We start from the raw sequence: 21033 nt of genomic DNA on the forward strand, positions 1-21033 counted from the left end.
TCGCGTGCGCATCTCAGGATGAGGGCGGGGGTGGAACAAGCGTCGGTTGCGCAAAGTCTACCACAGCTCACCGCAGCTTGAGCGTCGCTAGGCCGGCGAGCGCCAGGATGACGGCGATGATCCAGAACCGGATCACGACCTGCGGCTCCTTCCAGCCCTTCTGCTCGAAGTGGTGATGGATCGGCGCCATGCGGAAGACGCGCTTGCCCGTGAGCTTGAACGACGCGACCTGGATGATCACCGACATGATCTCAAGGACGAACAGGCCGCCGACGATCGCCAGGACGATCTCGTGCTTGGTGGCCACCGCGACGACGCCGAGGAGGCCGCCCAGAGCGAGCGAGCCGGTGTCGCCCATGAAGATCTGCGCCGGCGGCGCGTTGAACCACAGGAAGCCGAGCCCCGCCCCGATCACCGCGCCGGCCACCACCGCGAGCTCGCCGGTGTCGCGCACGTAGTTCACCTGGAGGTAGCTCGCGGTGAAGGAGTTGCCGACGAGGTAGGCGATGACGCCGAAGGTGCCGCAGGCGATCATCACGGGGACGATGGCGAGCCCGTCGAGGCCGTCGGTCATGTTCACCGCGTTGCCCGCGCCGACGATGACGAAGCCGCCGAACAGCACGTAGAACCAGCCGAGATTCAGCAGCGCGTCCTTGAACACCGGGAAGGCGAGCTGGTTCTGCAGCGTGGACGGCGAGAAGTACGAGATCGCGTAGCAGGCCGTGATCGCGATCAGGGCCTCGAGCCCGAGGCGGAGCTTGCCCGAGAAGCCCTTGTGCGACTGCTTCGTCACCTTGAGGTAGTCGTCGTAGAAGCCGATCGCGCCGAAGCCCAGCGTCACCGTGAGGGTGATCCAGACGTAGTGGTTGCGCGGGTTGGCCCAGAGCAGGATCGCGACGATGGCGCCGGCCAGGATCATCAGGCCGCCCATGGTCGGCGTGCCGCGCTTGGTCAGCAGGTGGGTCTGCGGCCCGTCCTCGCGGATCGGCTGGCCCTTGCCCTGGCGCAGACGCAGCAGCGAGATGATCAGCGGCCCGAACCAGAACACGAACAGGCCCGCCGTGAACAGCGCGCCTCCCGTCCGGAAGGTGATGTAGCGGAAGACGTTGAGGGCCGAGAGCGTGCCGCTCAGGTCCGACAGGAGATACAGCATCCGGGGGCTCGGCGGCTTGGCTCACACGAAGAAAGGGCGCCGGCGGGACGCGAACGGTCCCGGGGCCTCGGCGGACGATCAGGTGCCGGTCACGGCCCGGCGGACAGGGCCGACGCGTCGTGGCGCGCCGGGGGGTTCGCGTAGCGGGCTTTGAGCGCCTCGACAATCCGACCCATGCGAATACTGTTCGAGCCCTTGACCATCACGGCGTCGCCCGGCCGCAGGATCGCGGCCAGCGGCTCGACGAGGTCGGCCGAGGCGGCGGCCGCGATGCCCCGGCGCGCGACCGGCAGCGCCTCGAACAGGTGGCCCATCAGGGCGCCGGCGGTGAAGACGAGGTCGACGCCGTGGTCGGCGACGGCGCCGGCGAGGTCGCGGTGGTGCGCGTCCGCGGCCGCCCCGAGCTCCAGCATGTCGCCGAGCACGGCGATGCGGCGCCCGCGCGGACCGGTCTCGATCGCCGCCAGCGTCGACAGCGCGGCGCGCACGGAGGCCGGGTTGGCGTTGTAGCTCTCGTCGACGAGGAAGGCCTCGCCGTCGCGAAGCTGGAGCGCGGTGCGCTCGCCGCGCCCGACCGGCGGCCGCAGGGCCGCGAGCGACAGGGCGGCGCGCGCGAGGTCGGCGCCGAGGCTGTGGATCACCGCCATCACGCCGAGCGAGTTCATCGCGGTGTGCCGGCCGGGGGTGCCGAGTTGGTAGGTCACCGGCTGGCCCATCACCACGGCGTCGACCACCGAGAGGTCGGGGCGCAGCACGATCCGGCGCGCCCGCACGTCGGCCTCCTCGTGCTCGCCGAAGGTGACGATGCGCCCGGCCGACGAGGCGAGGGCATGGGCGTGGAGGCGGGCGAAGCTCGGGTTGTCGCGGTTGAGCACCGCGACGCCGCCGGGCGCGAGGCCCGAGAAGATCTCGCCCTTGGCGTCGGCGATCGCCGAGAGCGAGGCGAAGTGCTCGATGTGGACCGGCTCGACGGTGGTGACGAGGGCCACCTCCGGGCGGACCTGCGCGACGAGCGGCACGATCTCCCGCGGGTGGTTCATGCCGATCTCGAACACGCCGAAGCGGCTCTCGGCCGGCATCCGCGCCAGCGTCAGCGGCACGCCCCAGTGGTTGTTGTAGGAGGCGACGGAGGCGTGGGTCTCCCCTTGCGCCGACAGCACGTGGCGCAGGGCCTCCTTGGTGCCGGTCTTGCCGACCGAGCCCGTCACGGCCACGACCTGGGCCGCGGTGCGGGCGCGGGCCGCGCGGCCGAGGCGCGTCATCGCGTCGAGGACCGGATCGGGGCCCTCCCCCGGCACGGCCAGGACGGGTCCGTCGAACGACGCGGCGCGGTCGGCGGCGACCACCGCCGTGCCCGCGCCCTTGTCGAGCGCCGCGCGGACGAAGTCGTGCCCGTCGCGAGCCTCGCCCCGGATCGCGAAGAACAGGTCGCCCGGCTGCAGCGTGCGGGTGTCGATCGAAGCGCCGGTGACGGCGCCGCGCTCGCCCTGGAGCGTTCCCCCGGTGGCGGCCGCGAGTTCGGCCGCCGTCCAGAGCGGTTTGGCGTTCGGGCTCATGCGGCCTCCGGTCGAGCGCAACGGTGCAACGCATCTTCCCTCCCCCCTTCGCGGGGGAGGGTGGGCCTCGCGTCAGCGAGGGTCGGGAGAGGGGAGCGCGTTGTCCGGAGATGTCGCTCCCCTCTCCCGACCCGCTTCGCGGGCCACCCTCCCCCGCAGAGGGGGGAGGGAGACGTGCGGCAGTCGTCGTGTTTCACGGGAACGGCGCTCATCGGAGATCCCCATCGATCGCCGCCCGCAGCACTGCGTGGTCCGAGAACGGCAGCACCCGGTCGCCCACGATCTGGCCGGTTTCGTGACCCTTGCCGGCCACCACCAGCACGTCGCCGGGCCCGAGCCCGCGCACGGCCGTGCGGATCGCCTCGGCGCGGTCGCCGATCTCGCCGGCGCCCGGCGCCTCGGCGAGGATGGCGGCGCGGATCGCGGCCGGGTCCTCGGAGCGGGGATTGTCGTCGGTGACGATCACCGTATCGGCCAGCCGCGCGGCGATGGCGCCCATGATCGGGCGCTTGCCGCGGTCGCGGTCGCCGCCGCAGCCGAAGACCACGACCAGGCGCCCGGTGGCGAAGGGGCGCAACGCGACGAGGACGCCCTCCAGGGCTTCCGGCTTGTGGGCGTAGTCGACGAGGCAGAGCGCGCCGTTGACCTCGCCGATGCGCTCCATGCGGCCGGGCACGCCGGTGAGGTGCTCCAGGCTCGCGAACACGCCGTCGGGGTCGGCGGCGCCGGCGGGCGTGGCGAGCGCGAGGCCGGCGGCGACGAGCGCGTTCTCGACCTGGAACCCGCCGACCAGCGGCAGCCGGATCCGGCGTCGGCCGTGGCGGCCGTCGAGGTCGAGCACCTGCGCGAAGCCCTCGGTGCGGGCATCAAGGAGGCGGATGTCAGAGCCGGCGCGGCCGGTGGTGCGGATGGCGTGGCCGGCTTCGGTCGCGGCGGCGATCACCCGGTCCGCATAGGCGCCGTCGGCGTTGACGACGGCGGGCGCGCCCGCCGGCAGCAGGGTCGCGAACAGGCGGAGCTTGGCGGCGAGGTAGTCCTCGACCGTCGCATGGTAGTCGAGGTGGTCGCGCCCGAGATTGGTGAAACCGGCGGCGGCCAGCCGCACGCCGTCGAGGCGGCGCTGCTCGATGCCGTGCGAGGAGGCCTCCATCGCGAGGTCGGTGATGCCGTCGTCGGCGAGCCGCGCCAGGGTCTGGTGCAGGGTCACCGGATCGGGCGTGGTCAGCGAGCCGTAGGCGGCGCCGCGGTTGGTGACGATGCCGACGGTGCCGAGGCTCGCCGATTCCCGCCCGATCCGCGACAGGATCTGGCGGACGAAGTCGGCGACCGAGCTCTTGCCGGCGGTGCCGGTCACCGTGACGATGGTCTCGGGCTGGCGGCCCGACAGGCGCGCGGCGGCGAGCGCGAGCGCCCGGCGGGCATCCGCCACGGCGATCCAGGCGCAATCCCGCGGCAGGTCGGCGGGACGGTCGCCCTCCCCCACCACGGCGACGGCGCCGGCCGCCGCGGCCTTGGCCGCGAACAGCCGCCCGTCGGCCCGGGTCCCCGGCACCGCGACGAAGACGCCGCCCGGCACCACGTTGCGGCTGTCGGCGGTCAGCCCGGCCACCGGGCGGCCGGCTTCGCCCGTTCCCGCATCCGGGAACAGGGTGCCCAGGGTCGGCGCGCTCACGGGCCGCCGACCATGCTGGCGTGGTAGGCGTTGAGCTTGACCATCAGCGGGAAGGGCTTGGCCGGCGACTCGAATTGCGGCGGCAGGCCGAGGATCGGCGCGACGCGCTCGATCACCTTGCCGGTGACGACGCCGGAGTTCCAGGCGGCGGTGGCGTAGCCGCCGCTCTCCGGCAGGCCCTGCGGCTCGTCCATGATGGTCACGAACAGGTATTTCGGCTTGTCCATCGGGGCGGCCGCCATGAAGGTCGTGAACAGGCGGTTCTTGTTGTAGCGCCCGCCGATCACCTTCTCGGCGGTGCCGGTCTTGCCGCCGACGAAGTAGTACGGGATCGCCGCCTTCTTGGCCGAGCCTTCGGTCGCGTTGAGCCGCATGATGAAGCGCATCGCCTCGCTGGTCTGCGGGCTCAGCACCTGCGTCGCCTTCGCCATCGCCTCCTTGACGTCGGTCTTGAGGAAGGTCGGCGTCATCAGGAAGCCGCCGTTGGCGATCGCGGCCACCGCCGCCGTCGCCTGGATCGGCGCCACCGCGAGGCCGTGGCCGAAGGCGATGGTGATGGTGTTGATCTCGGTCCAGCGCGGCGGGATGATCGGCATGGCCGACTCGGGCAGCTCGGTCCGCATCCGGTCGAGCAGGCCCATCTTCTTGAGGAACGCCTTGTGGCCGGGCACGCCGACGCCGAGCGCCATCTTGGCCGAGCCGATGTTGGACGAGTGGGTGAACACCTCCGGCATGGTGATGACGCGGTTGGTGCCGTGATACTCGTGGATCTTCTGGCGGCCCCAGCTCAGCACGCCGCCGCGGGTGTCGAAGGTCGAGTTGACGTTGTACTTGCCCGATTCGAGCGCCATCGCGAGGGTCATCGCCTTGAAGGTCGAGCCCATCTCGTAGACGCCGACGTTCATGCGGTTGATCTTGTCGTCGGACAGGGCGTCGACCGGGTTGTTCGGGTCGAAGTCCGGCATCGAGACCAGCGCGATCACCTCGCCGGTCTGGACGTCGAGGATCATCGAGGCGCCGGCCTTGGCCTTGAAGTGCTCGATGCCCTTGGCCAGCTCGTCGCGCACCGCGAACTGCGCGCGCAGGTCGACCGAGAGCTGGATCGGCTTGAGGTCGGTCTGCTTGGCGACGAAGCCGAACTCGTTCAGGGCCTTGTTGCCCTGGTTGTCGATGTACTTCTCCATCCCGGCGATGCCGATGTTGTCGAGGTTCGTCGCGCCGATGATGTGGGCGGCGGCGACCCCGTTCGGGTAGACGCGCTTGTGGTCGGGCAGGAAGCCGATGCCGGGGATGCCGAGCCGGTGGACCTCGGCCTGCTGCTTCGGCGTCAGCTCGCGCTTCACCCAGACGAAGCCGACGCCCTTCTTGCCCGGCTTCTGGGTGAGCTTGGCGCGCAGCTCCGTGGCGTTCAGCTCGGGCAGGACGGCGGTGAGCAGCTCGACCGCCTCGTCCTTGTCGTAGATGTTGCCGGGCTCGGCGAAGACCGAGACGGTGCGGATGTCGGTGGCGAGGATCTCGCCGTTGCGGTCGATGATGTCGGGCCGGATCGCGGTGGTGGCGGCGGCCGCCACCCGGTGCTCCTGGCTCGGCGGCGCGCCGAAGATCGCGATCGACAGGAGCCGCACGCTGATCGCGCCGAACACCGCCAGGAACGCGAGGCCGACCAGCGCGACGCGGGTGTAGGAGCGCTCGATCGCGAGGCGGAACATCGCCCGGAACAGGCGCATCCCCGGATGGACCCGCGGCTCGGTCTCGAGCACCGGCTCCTCGACGGCGTGGGAACGCGGCGCGGATTCAAGCTCGGGCGCGGCGTGATCGTGCCCGGCCGCGTCGTCGGGCAGCGCGTGCGGGTCGGCGGCCTGCGGATCGCGGGCGGCGTCTTCGGGTGCGGCGTCGTGAGCGTCTTGGGACACGGGGACTACCTCGAGGCCGCGTTCGGCGTGCGGGTCGTGACGACGGTGCGGGTGATCGATCCGGTGGTGCGGGGCTCGGAGGCCGGCCCCTTCTCCTTCGGCGTCGCGGTGGCCGCGAGCAGGCGGCCGATCTCGTCGCCGCGCTCGGGCCGGGCCGGCAGGTCGGCGAGGCGCCCGAGATGGCTGGTGCCGATCGGCTCCAGGGCGAGGTGCTTCTCCACCGCCGCCTGCAGCCGGTCCGGCCGGGTCAGGAGCTGCCACTCGGCGCGCAGCACGGCGATGGCCTGCCGCTCGGCATGCAGGCCGCTCTTCAGCTTCGAGACCTGACCGCCCTGGTAGAGCGTGTCGTACTTGATCGAGTAGGCGTAGATCGCCGAGGCGACGAGGCCGGCGACGGCGAGCAGGTTGAGCAGGCGGATCACCGGCGTGCGCCTCCGCGCGGGGCTTCGGGAAGCGCGGCGAGCGCCTGGATCGCGGCGAGCGGCGCCGGCACGGGTGCATCCGTGCGCTCGGCGGCCCGCAGCTTGGCCGAGCGCGCGCGCGGGTTGCGCGCGGTCTCGGAATCGGAGGGCAGCACCGGTCCCTTGGTCACCGGCTTGAAGCTCTTGGCGGCGGCGGGCTCGCCGCCGGGCAGCGCGCTCGGCATGTGGCGCGAGGCCTGGACCGCGCGGCCGCTGCGGGCGGAGAAGAACTGCTTGACGATGCGGTCCTCGAGCGAGTGGAAGGTCACCACCGCGAGCCGCCCGCCCGGCCCGAGCATCCGCTCGGCCGCGTGCAGCGCCTGGACCAGCTCCCCGAGCTCGTCGTTGACCGCGATGCGCAGGCCCTGGAACGTGCGCGTCGCCGGATGGATGCCGCTGCCGGGCTCGGTGCGGACGACGCCGGCGACGAGGTCGGCGAGCTGCGCCGTGGTCTCGATCCGGCCGCGCCGGCGCGCCTCGATGATGGTGCGGGCCACCGCGCGCGAGCGCCGCTCCTCGCCGTAATGGTAGATGATGTCGGCGAGCTCCGCCTCCTCGGCCTCGTTGACGAGGTCGGCGGCGCTGAGGCCGGTGGCGGCCATCCGCATGTCGAGCGGGCCGTCGTTGCGGAACGAGAAGCCGCGCTCGGGCTGGTCGATCTGCATCGACGACACGCCGATATCGAGCACGATCCGATCGGCCTGCGCCTCGCCGAGCTCAGCGAGGTGGGCGTCGAGGGCGCCGAACCGTCCGGGAACCAGGGTGAGCCGCCCGTTCGCGGCGGCGACGAGGCCGGCGCCGCCGGCGATCGCCGACGGGTCTCGGTCGATGCCGATCACGCGCAGGTCGGGATCGGCCGTAAGCATCGCGCGGGTGTAGCCGCCGGCGCCGAAGGTGCCGTCGACCGCAAGCCCGGCCCCGCACAGGTCGAGGGCGGCCAGCACCTCGTCGAGCAGCACCGGAACGTGCGGTCCGCCGGCCGGCTCCAGGGGCTTGCGCGTCATCGGGGCATCCCGCCTGCGGAGGTTCGCCGGGCCGCGCGCGGCCGAGGCAGCCCGCCGTGGACGGGGGGAACGGTTCGGCTCATGGCTGCCTGCACCCGGCCGCTGCGTCGCGGCGCGGTCGGTTTGGGCGGTCCCGGTGATGCGGCGGCCAAAGGCCCGCACACGGGCGATCCCCGCTTGGGCGCGGGGCGCGTCCGTCGATCCGGAAGTCACCGTTGACGAGATGTTGGCGGGTACCATGGGCCTCTGACGATCGTCAACGCAAGCGAAGACCCGCATCGCGGACGTCCGATCTGACCTCGACAAGGTTAACCGACGGTCAATTTTTCGTCGCGTCGGCCGAGGTTCGGGCTGCGATCAATGACTGTAGTGACGACGTGGAAGCGTCAGCCGGCGAAAGCTTCGCACAGCTTCGCCCAGCGCGGGCATATATTCCCCACGATCCTGCAGCCGCCCGAGGATCGGCACGATCCGTCAACGGCTTTGCCGGGGTTCCCGACGACGCGCCGGGCCGCGAACGAGCGGATCAGCCGGCCTGTAAGCCGGGTTCTGTAGGGCCCGGATGCCGCGAGGCACCCGGACGTGGCGGCCATTCCTCTGGGACGATCGTTGCCGACCGCCTCGAGCAACCAACCCGGGCGACTGGCCTGGAGAGCGGGCCTGCCTCTGCCTCTCGCGAGGCGAGGCGCGCCGCCCCTATTCGGTCTTGCTCCCGGTGGGGTTTGCCGTGCCGTCCGCGTTGCCGCGTCCGCGGTGCGCTCTTACCGCACCCTTTCACCCTGACCCCGCGACCTCGCGGCCCGGGGCGGTCTGCTCTCTGTGGCACTGTCCCTGGGGTCGCCCCCGCCGGACGTTATCCGGCACCGTCTCTCCATGGAGCCCGGACTTTCCTCCCCGGGCTGACGCCCGGAGCGGCCGCCCGGCCGACTGATCCGGCGCGGATGTGGGCCGGATCGGCCGCCCGGGTCAAGCGGGCTACCAGCTGCCGGTGTTCTCCATCGAGGCCCACGGCTCCTGCGGCTCCTTCGCGCCGCCCTTCTGCAGGATCTCGATCGAGATGCCGTCCGGCGACTTCACGAAGGCCATGTGGCCGTCGCGCGGCGGCCGGTTGATGGTGACGCCCTTGTCCTTCAGCCGGGCGCAGAAGGCGTAGATGTCGTCGACCTGATAGGCCAGGTGCCCGAAGTTGCGCCCGCCGGAATAGGTCTCCGGGTCCCAGTTGTAGGTCAGCTCCACCAGGGGCGACTTGGTGGTCTCGGCGCGGGCCGCGTCGCCGGGGGCGGCGAGGAAGACCAGCGTGAAGCGGCCCTTCTCGTTGTCGATACGGCGCACCTCCTGCAATCCGAAGGTGTCGACGTAGAACGCGAGCGCCGTGTCGAGGTCGGCGACGCGCACCATCGTGTGCAGATATTCCATAGGCGGCATCCTGTTGGGCCGGAGCGGCGTCCCGCCTCCCCGGCCGGATCTGCGGGACGCCCGGCGCAGCCGACGAAGGTCGCGGCGCCGGGCTGGTCGCCGCGGTAGCTAGCGCCCGATCGGGCGGCCGGTAGGCCGTACCCGTCGGCGCGGTCGCGAATCGCGGCCTGTGCCTGGATCGCGTCGGCCGACGCGGCGGCGGCATCCCCGTCGGGCCGCAGGGCTTCGAAGGAAGAGCCCCGACGATCTCCGCCCCGTCGGCGACGTTCTTCGTCCTCGGGGCGGCTTCGCACAGGATCCCGTCAGGGCGGCGTCCGGGCTTGGCGGCGCGATCGTCCGGCGGGCGGACCGTGCGCCGGGATCTTATCGCGTCGGCCCCGCGGCGGCTCTCGATCCCGGCGCCGTCGCGAAGCGGTGGGCGGCCATCCCGACCAGCATCGCCGCGACGAAGACGGCGACGGGCAGCCTCCCGGTCGAGAGGGCCGCGACCGCCGGCCCGGGGCAGAAGCCGGAGAGCCCCCAGCCGATCCCGAACACGGCCGACCCGCCGACGAGGGCCGCGTCGATCCGGCGGTTCGTCGGGATCTGGAAGGCGTCGGCGAGGACCGGCCGCGGCAGCCGGCGGGACAGGCGATAGCCGAGCGCCGAGACGGCGACCGCGCCGCCGAGCACGAACATCAGGCTCGGGTCCCAGGCTCCCGTGACGTCGAGGAAGCCGCGGACCCGCACCGGGTCGAGCATGCCGGACACGGACAGGCCGACCCCGAAGATCACGCCCGCCACGAGCCCCGCCAGCAGGCGCCGGAGGCCGATCACCACGCCCCCCCGAAGGCGCGTGCCGCCGCCACCGTCGCCATCCCGGCCGACAGGAAGGTGAGCACCGCCACGAGCGAGCGCGGCGACAGACGGGCGAGGCCGGCGACGCCGTGGCCGCTGGTGCAGCCCGAGCCGAGCCGCGTGCCGAACCCGACGAGCAGGCCCGCGACGACGAGCGCCGGCAGCGAGGCGACGATCCGCGTCTCCGGCCACGCGCCGGAGAGCCAGGCGAAGGCCGGCGGCCCGACCAGCAAGCCGGCGACGAAGGCGGCATCCACCCGCCGGCGCTCGCCCCGGTCGGTGCCGAGGCCGGCGACGAGGCCGCTGATGCCGGCGATGCGGCCGTTCAGCAGCAGCAGCAGCGCCACCGAGAGGCCGATCAGCGCTCCGCCGGCGAGCGCGGACAGATCGATGCTGGTCATGCGGGCGGTCCTCCTTCGCGTGCGGCGGCCGGCGTATCGCGCGGGGTCGCCGGAAACAAGGCTTGCAATCCCCCGCAGGATCACCAATTATTTAATAAAGTCAATAACTTAACGGAAGAATCATGCTGCTGGACAGAGCTTCCGCGACGCAAAGCATCTCCGAATTCGACCCCTGGGAGGACAACGACGTCCTCGCGCCGCCGACCCCGGTTCGTTCGCCGCGGGCGGGGGCGCATCGCACCGGCGCTGCCGCCGCGATCGCCGAGGGCGATCAGGTCGTGTTCGCTCGGCTCGACGTCGCCGAAGCGCTCGGCATCTGGCGCCACGCCCTCGGTCGCGTGGTCGAGACGCACGACGAGGCGCAGGCGGCCCGGGTCACCCTCGACGTCAAGTTCGACGGCCACGAGACCCTGCATCGCTACCTGCCGGATCTCTTCGAGAAGCGGACGGCGTGAGGATGCCGATCCGCTCGCGGGTCGCCGCATGAGCCTCGGAGCCATCCTCGAGGCGCGCTCCTCCCTGCCGCAGGCGCCGCTGCGGACGACGAGCCGCAGCACGAGCGTCGACGCGGTCTGGGCGGAGGTCCGCGCCGAGGCCGAGGCGGCGCTGGTGGAGGAGCCGCTCTATGCCGGCATCATCCAGGCGACCGTCCTCGACCAGCGCAGCATCGCGCAGGCCTTCGCCTACCGGCTCGCGCACCGTCTCGGCGACGGCGACCTGTCGCGGCTGGCGATGCGCGACCTCTGCCTCGCCGCCTTCGAGGCCGACCCGCATGCCGGCGCCCACGCGGTGCGCGACCTCGTCGCCATCCGCGAGCGCGACCCGACCTGCCGGCGCTATCTCGACCCGTTCCTGTTCTACAAGGGCCTGGCGGCGCTGGAGGGCTACCGGGTGGCGCACTGGCTCTGGCACCAGGGCCGGGCGACGCTGGCGCTGCACGTGCAGAGCCGGATCTCGGAAGTGTTCGGCGCCGACATCCACCCGGCGGCGCGCATCGGCTCCGGCGTGTTCATCGATCACGCCACCGGGGTGGTGATCGGCGAGACCACGGTGATCGCCGACGACGTCTCGATCCTGCAATCCGTGACGCTCGGCGGCAACGGCAAGGAGAGTGGCGACCGCCACCCCAAGATCGAGCGCGGGGTGCTGCTCAGCGTCGGCGCCAAGGTGCTCGGCAACATTTGCGTCGGCGAGGGCGCCCGCGTCGCGGCGGCCGCGGTCGTGCTGCACGACGTGCCGGCCCACACCACGGTCGCCGGGGTGCCGGCGCGCGTGGTGTCGAAGCTGCCGCGCAGCGAGGAGCCGGCCCAGAGCATGGACCAGTTCTTCGGGGACGGGATCTGACACGGGCCGATGCGAAGGCGGCCGGCTCGCGGCCACGATCGGAGGCGCCGGCGGCTGCGCCGTCTCGCTCGTCTCGGCGACGGGAACGGTCGCTCGTCCCGCGCGGGCGTCGGAACGGTCGAGCGGACGGTGGGACGAGCTTGCCCTTCATCGCGCCGGACGAGGCTTTTGGAGAAGTACATTCTCCAGAAACATGACTGCACGGCACCGTAATTCATCATACCAGCATTCGATAGCCGGCATTTCTGCAAGACATCGCAACTTGAGAAAATCGTTCTATTGACCGCGCATCGCGGCCGAGGCTAGACCACGAACGTTCCAAGACGCGACGCAGGTCGTCGTGGGTGGACGTCAAGCATTCGATGCTTCATCCGAACGCGCCATCCCTTCATGCGGGATGGCTGCGGCCGATACATCATGCCGGCACAGCAACGTGCCCGGGCTCGAACGACAATCAAGCGGGGACGACGAACGATGAGCGGACAAGGGCAGAGCGTGGGCGCATCGGCAGCACGCAATCTATCGACCGCGACCGTCACGTCGGTCCAGAACCTCGCCAACACCCCGCGCTGGCTCCTGCGGCTGCTGCCCTTCGTCGACGTCGACGGCGGCGTCTACCGCGTGAACCGTCGCGCCGTGGTGCTGGCCAAGCCCGGCCGCATCGACCTCGCCTCGGACGGCAAGGGCCGCGCGATCAGCCCCGCCTCGCTGCGCGCCGTGCCGCCGTTCAGCCGCCTCGGCGATGCCGAGCTGGCCGCGCTGGCGGACCGGTTCACCGAGAGCCGGCACAATGCCGGCGAGACGATCTCGGAGGGCGGCGCGGGCGACCGCAGCCTGACGATCGTCGCCGACGGCACCGTCGAGCTATCGCTGTCGGGCCCCTACAAGAACCGGCTGCGCTCGGGTCTCGCCACCCGCGGCGACTTCTTCGGCGACGAGACCCTGGTCGGCGGCAGCCAGCCCGCGCCCGCCGTCAAGGCGCTCTCGGCGGTGACCCTGCTCACCCTCGACCGCGCGGCCCTCGACGACGACGCGGTCAAGAACCGCATCGCGCAGTACGTCGAGGAGCGCGACCGCCTGAAGGGGCACATCAACAGCCACGGCGAGCAGGGCATCGAGCTGCTGGCCGTCCACACCGGCGCCCCGCGCCTGCCGACGACCTTCGTCGACTACGAGATCGATCCGCGCGAGTATCACCTCTCGACGATCCAGACGATCCTCAACACCCACACCCGCGTCACCGATCTCTACTCGAACGAGATCGATCAGCTCCGCGAGCAGATCCGCCTGACGGTGGATGCCGTGAAGGAGCGCGAGGAGTGGGAGCTGCTCAACAACTCCGAGTTCGGCCTGCTCAACGAGGTCGGCGGCCGCCAGCGCATCCCGACGCGCTCCGGCCCGCCGACGCCCGACGATCTCGACGAGCTTCTGACCCTGGTCTGGAAGAAGCCCGCCTTCTTCGTGGCGCATCCCCGCGCCATCGCCGCCTTCGGCCGCGAGGCCACCCGCCGCGGCGTGCCGCCGGTCGTGGTGCACCTGTTCGGCGCGCCCTTCCTGACCTGGCGCGGCGTGCCGCTGGTGCCGAGCGACAAGCTGCCGATCGACACCGACCCGGCGACCGGCGCCCAGACCACCTCGATCCTGCTCTTGCGCGTCGGCGAGGGCGAGCAGGGCGTCGTCGGCCTGCAGAAGTCGGGCGTCACCGGCGAGATCGAGCCGGGCCTGTCGGTGCGCTACATGGGCACCAACGACCACTCGATCGCCTCGCACCTCGTCACCCGCTACTTCTCGGCCGCGGTGCTGGTCGAGGACGCGATCGCCCGCCTCGATAACGTGCTGCTCGGCAACTACCATGACTACGCCTGAGGCCGCCGTCTTGGGCATCTCCGCCATCGGCATCCCCACGGGCGCGACGGGCGATGCCGCCGGCTCCCTCGCCCATGCCGATCTCGTCGGGCGCCTCGCCCGCGAGATCTACGGTCAGTGCAACGCGACCTCCGCCCCGCTCGCCCCCGCCGTGCCTGCGTCGCCGCAGCGTCCCCAAGGCCTGGAGACCCTTCCCCAGGGCCCCGGGCAGCCGTCGCTCCCGGGTGCCGCGATCGGCACCCCCTCGATGCCGTCGGGCACCTCGTCGGGCGTCCAGCCCGACGCCGCCTTCGGCGCGCGCAACGTCGGCGGCCCGAGCGTCGGGCTTCCCGGCCTGACCGGGCCGTCGGCCGCCAACCCGTTCGGCGGGACGCCCGCGCCGACGAGCGCCGGCCTCCTCGACGTCACGACGATCCCCTCGGTCCACCCACTCGCCGACCCGCGCGCGGCGCAGCGCGGCGTTCCGTCCACGCGGCACGGCCTGCCGGAATTCTTCGTGCCGAGCGTGGCCGACGTCGCCGCCTTCCTCCCCGGCGGCGGCGACCTGCACCGGACCGTCGCGAAGGATCATCCGCGGGCCAACGCCTTCGCCCACGCGATCGCGCCGTCCCTCGTTCCGGCGGACCCGTCGAAGCGCGGGGTCGACGTCGCCCAGGAGAACTTCCGGCGCACCGGCCGGCTCTCGGGCGATCCCGTGCGCACGGTCGAGCCCGGCCCCGACGAGCCGTTCTCGTCGGGCGACTACTACTTCCTGACCGGGGGCTCGCGCGCGTCGAGGCCGCACGCCACGCCCCGCGTCGAGCCCGCGCGCCACGACGGGCCGGCCCCGCGCGCGACCTCGACCCGGTCGAGCCCGGCGGGCGCGCCCTTCGACGTCGAGCACATCCGCAAGGACTTCCCGGCCTTGCACCAGAGCGTGAACGGGCACCCCCTGGTCTGGCTCGACAACGCGGCGACCACGCACAAGCCGCAATCGGTCATCGACGCGACCTCCGAGTTCTACGCCCGCCACAACTCGAACATCCACCGGGCCGCGCACACGCTGGCCGCGCGCTCCACCGACCTGTTCGAGGGCGGCCGCGAGAAGGTGCGCCGCTTCCTCAACGCGCCCTCGAAGGACGACATCGTCTTCCTGCGCGGCACGACGGAGGCGATCAACCTCGTCGCGAACTCGTACGGCCGGGCCAATATCGGCCCGGGCGACGAGATCATCGTCTCGACGATCGAGCACCACGCCAACATCGTGCCCTGGCAGCTGCTCAGCCAGGCCACCGGCGCGACCCTGCGGGTGATCCCGGTCAACGATCGCGGCGAGATCATTTTCGAGCAGTACGCCGCCCTGCTGTCGGGCCGGACCAAGATCGTCTCGGTGACCCATGTCGCCAACGCGCTCGGCACGGTGAACCCGGTCCGCGAGATCATCGCCCTCGCCCACGCCTACGGCGTGCCGGTGCTGGTCGATGCGGCCCAGTCGACCCCGCACATCCCGATCGACGTGCAGTCGCTCGACGCCGACTTCGTGGTGTTCTCGGGCCACAAGGTCTTCGGGCCGACCGGCATCGGCGCGCTCTACGGCAAGACGCACCTCCTCGCGGCGATGCCGCCGTGGCAGGGCGGCGGCCACATGATCGAGGACGTCACCTTCACGAAGACCGTCTTCAAGGGCGCGCCGGAAAAGTTCGAGGCGGGCACGCCGGACATCGCCGGCGCCGTGGGCCTCGGCGCGGCGCTCGACTATCTCGAGAGCGTCGGCCTGCCGGCGATCGCGGCCTACGAGCACGACCTGCTGGACTATGCGCAGGCCGGCCTCGCCGACATCAGGGGCCTGCGCCTGATCGGCACCGCCCGCGAGAAGGCGAGCGTGATGTCCTTCGTGATCGAGGGACAGACGAACGAGGCGGTGGCCCACCACCTCGACCGCCACGGCGTCGCCGTGCGCTCCGGGCACCATTGCGCCCTGCCGGCCCTGCGCCGCTTCGGCGTCGACCAGTCGATCCGCGCCTCGCTCGCCTTCTACAACACCCGTGCGGACGTGGACGTGTTCCTCAAGGCCCTGCACCGCCTGCCGCGGTAGCGGCGTTCGGCAGGATCGCCGGCACGAACGAAGGCCCGATGCCGTCGCCGCGGCATCGGGCCTTCCCGTTTGTCGATCGGCCGGCGGGCATCGCCGTTGCACCGCGGCGGCGGCGGGACCAGAACGGTCCCGACTTCCGGCCAGCCGAGCGAGGCCCCGCATGCGAACCGATACGCCCGTCCAGATCCGGCTTCAGGACTACCGACCGAGCGACTTCCTGATCGACCGCGTCGACCTCGACGTGCGGCTGGCGCCGCACGACACGCGGATCACGGCGAGGCTCGCGCTGCGCCCGAACCCGGCCGGCCGCACCGGCGTCCCCCTGGTGCTCGACGGCGACGACCTCGTCCTGGAGGGGCTGGAGCTGGACGGCGTGCCGCTCGCCGCCGACGCCTACGCGGCGAGTCCGGCCGGGCTGACGCTGCACGCGCCGCCGCAAGGGCCGTTCGAGCTGACGATCGCGACGCGGGTGGACCCGACCGCCAACACCAAGCTGATGGGGCTCTACCGCTCGAACGGCGTCTACTGCACCCAGTGCGAGGCCGACGGCTTCCGCCGGATCACCTACTTCCTCGACCGGCCCGACGTGATGGCGGTCTACACCACCCGGATCGAGGCCGAGCGCGCGGAGGCCCCGGTGCTGCTCGGCAACGGCAACCCGGTGGAGGCCGGCGACGTGCCCGGCACCGGACGGCACTTTTCCGTGTGGCACGACCCGCACCCGAAGCCCGCCTACCTGTTCGCCCTCGTCGGGGGCGCCCTCGACCGGGTCGCGCAGGACTTCACCACGATGGAGGGCCGGGCCGTCGCGGTCGCGGTCTACGTCGAGCCCGGCAAGGCGCCGCGCGCCGCCTACGCCCTCGACGCGGTGATCCGCTCGATGGCCTGGGACGAGGCGACCTTCGGGCGCGCCTACGACCTCGACGTGTTCAACGTCGTCGCCGTGTCGGACTTCAACATGGGCGCGATGGAGAACAAGGGCCTCAACCTGTTCAACGACAAGTACGTCCTGGCCTCGCCCGAGACCGCGACCGACGGCGACTACGCCGCGATCGAGCGCATCATCGCGCACGAGTACTTCCACAACTGGTCGGGCAACCGCGTCACCTGCCGCGATTGGTTCCAGCTCTGCCTGAAGGAGGGCCTGACGGTCTTCCGCGACCAGGAATTCTGCGCGGACATGCGCTCGCGCGCCGTCCACCGCATCGGCGAGGTCCGCAATCTGCGCGCGCGGCAGTTCCCAGAGGATGCCGGCCCGCTCCGGCACCCGGTCCGGCCGGGGGCCTATGCCGAGATCAACAACTTCTACACGGCGACCGTCTACGACAAGGGCGCCGAGATCGTGCGGATGCTGCGCACGCTGATCGGGGCCGACGCCTTCCGGGCCGGCATGGACCGGTACTTCGCCGACAACGACGGCACGGCGGCCACCGTCGAGGACTTCCTGGCGGCCTTCGCCGCGGTGACGGGACGCGACCTCACGGCCTTCGCGCGCTGGTACGAGCGCCCCGGCACGCCGACGCTCGCCGTGACCCGCGCCTACGACGCGGCGTCCCGGCGCTGCACGCTCGGTTTCCGCCAGAGCCTGGAGGCGGCCGGCCCGCCGCTGGTGATTCCGGTGGCGCTCGGCCTCGTCGGCACGGCCGGCCCGCTCGCCGGGACGACGTCGGCCGCGGTCGCCGGCGGCGTCTTCGTCCTCGACGCCGAGACCGCGACGGTGGCGTTCGAGAACGTCGCCGAGCCGCCCGTCCCCTCGCTGCTGCGCGGCTTCTCGGCCCCGGTGCGGCTCGACCTCGACCTGACCGACGCCGAGCGCCTCACCCTGCTCCGCCACGACACCGACCCGTTCAACCGCTGGCAGGCGGCGCAGGGCATCGCGATGCGCCTGATCCTCGGACCGGCGGCGCCGGGGGCGGCCGAGGCCTTCGCCGACGCGCTCGGGGCCTTCCTCGACGGCGAGGCCCTGGCCGACCCGGCCTTCGCCACCCTGGTCCTGGCGCTTCCCGGCGAGGGCGAGGCCGCCAGCGAGATCGCCGCCGACATCGACCCGGATGCGATCCACGCCGCCCGCACCGCCCTTCGGGCGGTCCTCGGAACGCGGCTGCGCCCGCGCCTCGACGGGCTGATGTCGGCGCTGCGGCCGTCGCACGAGACCGCCTACAGCCCGGATGCGGCCTCGGCCGGCCGCCGGTCTCTCGCCAACGCCTGCCTCGACCTGATCGCGGCGGCCGATCCCGCGGCGGGGACCGAGGGCGCCCTCGCCCAGCTGCGCGAGGCCCGCAACATGACCGACCGCCTCGCCGCCCTCGGAGTGATCGCGGCGATCCCGGGGGACGCCCGCGAGGCGGCGCTCGCCGCCTTCGGCAGCACCTATGCCGACGAGCCGCTCGTCCTCGACAAGTGGTTCGCGATCCAGGCGATGATCCCCGAGGACGGCACGCGGGCGCGGATCGCCGGGCTCGCCGAGCACCCGGCCTTCGCCATGACCAACCCGAATCGGGTGCGGGCGCTGATCGCCAGCTTCGCGCTCGGAAACCCGACCCAGTTCGCGCGGGCCGACGGAAGCGGGTTCGCCCTGGTGGCCGAGCGCATCGAAGCGCTCGACCGGATCAATCCGCAGCTCGCCGCGCGCCTCCTTACCGCCTTTTCCCCGTGGCGCCGATGGGAAATTTCGCGGCGGGAAAAGGCCGCCGAAATCCTCAACCGGATCAAGGCGATCCCCGCGCTTTCGCGGGACGTGGCCGACATCGCCGCCCGCACCCTCGAAGCCGGTTAACCATCGCTTAACATTGACGATTCTCCGCCGAATCCGAGTCGCTAGATGCGGCCGGGAGTCAAGCTCGGCTGGAAAAAAGCCGTGGACAAATCACCCGGGAAAGTGATGAACTGAATTCAGATTCGAGGCCGGCGCAGCACGGCCCGGACGCTTTCATGTCACGAGGTCGACCATGCCGGAGGCGGATTCCGCTTCCTTCTCCGCGCGTGCGGATACGATTCTCGGCATCCACTGGCCGACGCGGGCTCCGGCCGCGCGTTTCGTCCAGGCCGAGGCGTGGCTGCGCTACGCGGTGCCGGCCCTGCTGGCGACCTTCCTCGCCTGCCTGGCGGGGCTGACCGCGCTCCACCTCCAGAACCAGCGCGACGAGCTGCTCGCCGCCGCGAGCGCCGACCTCGAGACCTTCACCCGCCTCTCGGCGGGGGCGCTGGCCGGCCGCGTCGGCAGCGACGAGGCGGCCCAGGCGAGCCTCGCCGACCTGTTCCCCGCCGGCGCGCTCCCGGCAGGGCGCCGGGTGCTGATCGTGGCGCGCGGCGAGCGCATCGTCGCGGCCCGCCCGCCGCTGCCCGCGGGCGCCGAGACGCTCCAGACCGTGCTCGGCGAGGCGGAAGCGCTCTCGACGCTGGGCGAGCGCGCCGGCGTGATGCGCCTGGCGCTGGCCGGCGGCGACACGGTGTTCGCGGCGATGCGGCGCCTGCCCGACGGCCAGGACCGGATCGCGGTGATGCAGTCGGTCGAGGCGCTGACCGCGACCTGGACGGGCCGCGCCCGGCACCAGGCCATCCTCGTCGCGGCGGCCGCCCTCGTCATCGTCGGGGTCGGCCTCGCCTACGGGCTCCAGAGCCGCCGGGCGAAGGCGATCGACAAGGTCTGCGAGCAGATCCGCCAGCGCCTCGACACCGCCCTCGGCCGCGGCGCCTGCGGCCTGTGGGACTGGGACATCCCGCGCGGGCAGATCTACTGGTCGGATTCGATGTACGCGCTGCTCGGCTACCGCCGCGAGCGCGAGTTCCTGTCGTTCGGCGACGTCAACGCCCTGGTCCACCCGGACGACGGCGACCTCTACAGCCTCGCCCGCGGGCTCGCCGCGAGCCAGACCGCGGTGGACCACGCGTTCCGCATGCGCGGCGCGAACGGCGCCTACATCTGGCTGCGCACCCGCGCCGAGGTGGTGCCGGACGTGACCGACGGCGGCCGCCACCTCGTCGGCATCGCCGTCGACGTCACCGAGCAGCAGCACCTCGCCGAGGCCAGCGCCACCAACGACATGCGCCTGCGCGACGCCGTCGAGGCGATCTCCGAGGCGTTCGTGATCTGGGACACGAGCAACCGCCTCGTCCTGTGCAATTCGAAGTTCCGCCACCTGCATGCGCTGAGCCCCGAGGACGCGCAGGTCGGCCGCCGCTACGACGAGGTGATGGGCCGCGGCGTGCTTCCGCAGATCCGGCGCGAGATGCCCGAGACCGACACCGCGAGCGCGACCGCCCGCACCTTCGAGGCGGAGCTCACCGACGGCCGCTGGCTGCAGATCAGCGAGCGGCGGACCAAGGACGGCGGCTACGTCTCGGTCGGCACCGACATCACCAACCTGAAGCGGCACCAGGAGCAGCTCGTCGCCTCGGAACGCGAGCTGATCGAGACGGTCAAGGATCTCAAGCGGTCGCGCCGCACGCTGGAGCTGCAGACGCAGCAGCTCGCCGACCTCGCCGAGCGCTACCTCGACCAGAAGGCGGTGGCGGAATTGGCCAACCAGGCGAAATCCGAGTTCCTGGCCAACATGAGCCACGAGCTGCGCACGCCGCTCAACGCGATCATCGGCTTCGCGGAGCTGATGGCGAGCGAGCTCTACGGCCCCCTCGGCTCGGCGCGCTACGGCGAGTATTGCGCCGACATCCGCGCCAGCGGCGACTACCTGCTCTCGATGATCGACGACATCCTCCACATGTCGCGGATCGAGTCGCACCGCGTCCGGCTCGCGCGCCGCGAGATCGCCGTCGCGGCGGCGGTCTCCAACGCGCTCAAGCTCGTGTCCGAGCCGGCCCGGCAGAAGAACTTCCACGTCGCCGTCGACCTGTATCCCGGCCTCGCGCTGCTCGCCGACGAGCGCGCCCTGCAGCAGATCCTGGTCAACCTGCTGCAGAACGCCGTGAAGTTCACGCCCGCCAACGGCCGGATCGCGGTGCGCGCCCGCCCAGCCGGCGACCACGCTCACCTGTTCATCGAGGATACCGGAATCGGCATCCCGAAGGCGGCGCTCGCCAGGCTCGGCGCGCCGTTCTCGCAGGTCGAGACCAACCTCACCCGCAGCCACAAGGGCTCCGGCCTCGGCCTCGCCATCGCCCGCTCCATGGCCGAGCTGCACGGCGGCTCCCTGCGCATCCGCTCGGAGGAGACCGTCGGCACCATCGTCCTGGTGCGCCTGCCCCGCCCGACCAGCGAGCACCTCGCGACGGTGGCCGCGGAGGATGCCGGGCAGCAGACCGTCGCGGCACTCCGCGAGGCGTCCGGGGCGAGCGCGCGGCAGCCGCAGCCGGCCGGCGCCTGACAGGGAGCCGGGGCG

15 protein-coding genes and 1 other RNA gene are annotated in these 21033 nt (G+C 72.1%); 6 read left to right on the top strand and 10 right to left on the bottom strand.

Going from position 1 to position 21033, the window contains the following annotated elements:
- Positions 1–67: 67 nt before the first annotated feature.
- The 10 genes from mraY to ACFZ8E_RS22220 all read right to left on the bottom strand — a co-directional run bounded on the left by mraY (position 68) and on the right by ACFZ8E_RS22220 (position 10413).
- Positions 68–1153, bottom strand: coding sequence for a phospho-N-acetylmuramoyl-pentapeptide-transferase (gene mraY, locus ACFZ8E_RS22175; RefSeq protein ID WP_147729392.1), 1086 nt, complete (start codon positions 1151–1153; stop codon positions 68–70).
- An 89-nt stretch (positions 1154–1242) separates the two neighbouring features.
- A complete protein-coding gene (locus ACFZ8E_RS22180; RefSeq protein WP_405043795.1) occupies positions 1243–2709 on the bottom strand; it encodes a UDP-N-acetylmuramoylalanyl-D-glutamyl-2,6-diaminopimelate--D-alanyl-D-alanine ligase in 1467 nt (488 codons plus the stop codon).
- 208 nt (positions 2710–2917) lie between these two features.
- Positions 2918–4381 (bottom strand): UDP-N-acetylmuramoyl-L-alanyl-D-glutamate--2,6-diaminopimelate ligase, encoded by a 1464-nt coding sequence (locus ACFZ8E_RS22185; RefSeq protein ID WP_405043796.1) that lies wholly within the window; start codon positions 4379–4381, stop codon positions 2918–2920.
- A complete protein-coding gene (locus tag ACFZ8E_RS22190) occupies positions 4378–6294 on the bottom strand; it encodes a peptidoglycan D,D-transpeptidase FtsI family protein (RefSeq protein WP_405043797.1) in 1917 nt (638 codons plus the stop codon). Before ACFZ8E_RS22190 ends, ACFZ8E_RS22185 begins: the two co-directional genes overlap by 4 nt.
- A gap of 5 nt (positions 6295–6299) precedes the next feature.
- On the bottom strand, positions 6300–6716 hold the full coding sequence (locus ACFZ8E_RS22195; RefSeq protein WP_147727345.1) for a hypothetical protein: 417 nt from the start codon (positions 6714–6716) through the stop codon (positions 6300–6302).
- Positions 6713–7759 (bottom strand): 16S rRNA (cytosine(1402)-N(4))-methyltransferase RsmH, encoded by a 1047-nt coding sequence (rsmH, locus tag ACFZ8E_RS22200; RefSeq protein ID WP_405043798.1) that lies wholly within the window; start codon positions 7757–7759, stop codon positions 6713–6715. Before rsmH ends, ACFZ8E_RS22195 begins: the two co-directional genes overlap by 4 nt.
- A gap of 522 nt (positions 7760–8281) precedes the next feature.
- Positions 8282–8690: RNase P RNA component class A (gene rnpB, locus ACFZ8E_RS22205), an RNA gene on the bottom strand.
- Between the two features lie 44 nt (positions 8691–8734).
- Positions 8735–9175 carry a VOC family protein gene (locus ACFZ8E_RS22210; protein WP_147727343.1) on the bottom strand — a complete coding sequence of 147 codons (441 nt, stop codon included), beginning with the start codon at positions 9173–9175 and terminating at the stop codon, positions 8735–8737.
- Positions 9176–9538: 363 nt separating this feature from the next.
- Positions 9539–9991 (bottom strand): DUF6691 family protein, encoded by a 453-nt coding sequence (locus ACFZ8E_RS22215; RefSeq protein WP_405043799.1) that lies wholly within the window; start codon positions 9989–9991, stop codon positions 9539–9541.
- Positions 9988–10413, bottom strand: a complete 426-nt coding sequence (locus ACFZ8E_RS22220) for a YeeE/YedE family protein (protein ID WP_405043800.1) — start codon at positions 10411–10413, stop codon at positions 9988–9990. The genes ACFZ8E_RS22215 and ACFZ8E_RS22220 overlap by 4 nt, the downstream gene beginning before the upstream one ends.
- Before the next feature lie 257 nt (positions 10414–10670).
- Between ACFZ8E_RS22220 and ACFZ8E_RS22225 the strand changes: the two genes are divergently transcribed.
- The 6 genes from ACFZ8E_RS22225 to ACFZ8E_RS22250 all read left to right on the top strand — a co-directional run bounded on the left by ACFZ8E_RS22225 (position 10671) and on the right by ACFZ8E_RS22250 (position 21018).
- Positions 10671–10868, top strand: a complete 198-nt coding sequence (locus tag ACFZ8E_RS22225) for a hypothetical protein (RefSeq protein ID WP_147727347.1) — start codon at positions 10671–10673, stop codon at positions 10866–10868.
- Positions 10869–10896: 28 nt separating this feature from the next.
- A complete protein-coding gene (gene cysE / locus ACFZ8E_RS22230) occupies positions 10897–11757 on the top strand; it encodes a serine O-acetyltransferase (protein WP_405043801.1) in 861 nt (286 codons plus the stop codon).
- A 474-nt stretch (positions 11758–12231) separates the two neighbouring features.
- Entirely contained in the window at positions 12232–13623 is a 1392-nt protein-coding gene (locus tag ACFZ8E_RS22235; protein ID WP_405043802.1) for a family 2B encapsulin nanocompartment shell protein, read from the top strand.
- A complete protein-coding gene (locus tag ACFZ8E_RS22240) occupies positions 13610–15697 on the top strand; it encodes a family 2A encapsulin nanocompartment cargo protein cysteine desulfurase (protein WP_405043803.1) in 2088 nt (695 codons plus the stop codon). The genes ACFZ8E_RS22235 and ACFZ8E_RS22240 overlap by 14 nt, the downstream gene beginning before the upstream one ends.
- Positions 15698–15857: 160 nt before the next feature.
- Positions 15858–18473, top strand: a complete 2616-nt coding sequence (gene pepN / locus ACFZ8E_RS22245; protein ID WP_405043804.1) for an aminopeptidase N — start codon at positions 15858–15860, stop codon at positions 18471–18473.
- Between the two features lie 172 nt (positions 18474–18645).
- Positions 18646–21018: a PAS domain-containing sensor histidine kinase gene (locus ACFZ8E_RS22250; protein ID WP_405043805.1), complete on the top strand. Its 2373-nt coding sequence runs from the start codon at positions 18646–18648 to the stop codon at positions 21016–21018.
- Positions 21019–21033: the final 15 nt, after the last annotated feature.

The organism is Methylobacterium sp. HMF5984, assembly GCF_045033435.1.
Classification (GTDB): domain Bacteria; phylum Pseudomonadota; class Alphaproteobacteria; order Rhizobiales; family Beijerinckiaceae; genus Methylobacterium.

Excerpts from the sequence above, each read along its gene's own strand:
- mraY (WP_147729392.1), bottom strand. The coding sequence starts at position 1,153 with ATGCTGTATCTCCTGTCGGACCTGAGCGGCACGCTCTCGGCCCTCAAC.
- ACFZ8E_RS22180 (WP_405043795.1), bottom strand. The coding sequence starts at position 2,709 with ATGAGCCCGAACGCCAAACCGCTCTGGACGGCGGCCGAACTCGCGGCC.
- rsmH (WP_405043798.1), bottom strand. The coding sequence starts at position 7,759 with ATGACGCGCAAGCCCCTGGAGCCGGCCGGCGGACCGCACGTTCCGGTG.
- ACFZ8E_RS22210 (WP_147727343.1), bottom strand. The coding sequence starts at position 9,175 with ATGGAATATCTGCACACGATGGTGCGCGTCGCCGACCTCGACACGGCG.
- ACFZ8E_RS22220 (WP_405043800.1), bottom strand. The coding sequence starts at position 10,413 with ATGACCAGCATCGATCTGTCCGCGCTCGCCGGCGGAGCGCTGATCGGC.
- cysE (WP_405043801.1), top strand. The coding sequence starts at position 10,897 with ATGAGCCTCGGAGCCATCCTCGAGGCGCGCTCCTCCCTGCCGCAGGCG.
- ACFZ8E_RS22235 (WP_405043802.1), top strand. The coding sequence starts at position 12,232 with ATGAGCGGACAAGGGCAGAGCGTGGGCGCATCGGCAGCACGCAATCTA.
- ACFZ8E_RS22240 (WP_405043803.1), top strand. The coding sequence starts at position 13,610 with ATGACTACGCCTGAGGCCGCCGTCTTGGGCATCTCCGCCATCGGCATC.
- pepN (WP_405043804.1), top strand. The coding sequence starts at position 15,858 with ATGCGAACCGATACGCCCGTCCAGATCCGGCTTCAGGACTACCGACCG.
- ACFZ8E_RS22250 (WP_405043805.1), top strand. The coding sequence starts at position 18,646 with ATGCCGGAGGCGGATTCCGCTTCCTTCTCCGCGCGTGCGGATACGATT.